Here is a 710-nt window from a genome sequence, read left to right as displayed (position 1 = left end):
AACCAGCCGCCGGTGGCCGCGAACGTCACGAACGCCGTCGTGACGAGCACGGCGGGCGCGGTGAGCCTCACGCCGGGCCTGAGCGGCACCGACGCTGACGGGACGGTCGTCACGTACACCGTGACGACCCTGCCGACGGCCGCCATGGGCACCCTGTCGTGCAGCGGAACGGCGATCGCCAGCGTGCCGAGCAGCTGCGCGCCTGCCAACCTGACGTTCACGCCCAACCCCGCCTTCGACGGCAACGCGACCTTCCAGTACACCGTGACGGACGACAACGGGGCCACGAGCGCGGCGGCCACGTACACGATTCCCGTGAACCGGCCCCCGGTGGCGGTGAACGACGCCAGCAGCACCGATCCGGGCGTGAGCGTGACGTTCAGCGTGACGGGGAACGACACCGACACCGCGCCCGGCACGGTGAACGCCGCGACAGTGGACCTCGACCCGGCCACGCCGGGTCGGCAGACGACGTTCACCGACCCGGGGAAGGGCACGTTCACGGTGGACAACGCCGGGAACGTCACGTTCACGCCCGCGCCCGGGTTCACGACCGGGACGAGCAGCGTCACGTACACCGTGCAGGACAACCAGGGCGCGACCAGCAACGTCGCCACCATCTCGGTCGCGGTGCCGGCGAGCGTGGACCTGGCGATCACGAAGGCGGGCCCGGCGTACTTCCGGCCCGGGGAGACCGTGTCGTACACCCT

Annotated in this window: 1 protein-coding gene; it reads left to right on the top strand. The window is 71.3% G+C overall.

What is annotated here, in order from left to right:
- The coding region (locus IEY33_RS03975) for an Ig-like domain-containing protein (RefSeq protein WP_229670750.1) at positions 1–710 on the top strand (710 nt) is incomplete at both ends.

This window comes from Deinococcus aquiradiocola (genome assembly GCF_014646915.1).
GTDB classification, from domain to species: Bacteria; Deinococcota; Deinococci; order Deinococcales; family Deinococcaceae; genus Deinococcus; species Deinococcus aquiradiocola.
Note: the sequence above shows the minus strand (reverse complement) of the source record. Positions and strands in the feature narration are given on the sequence as shown.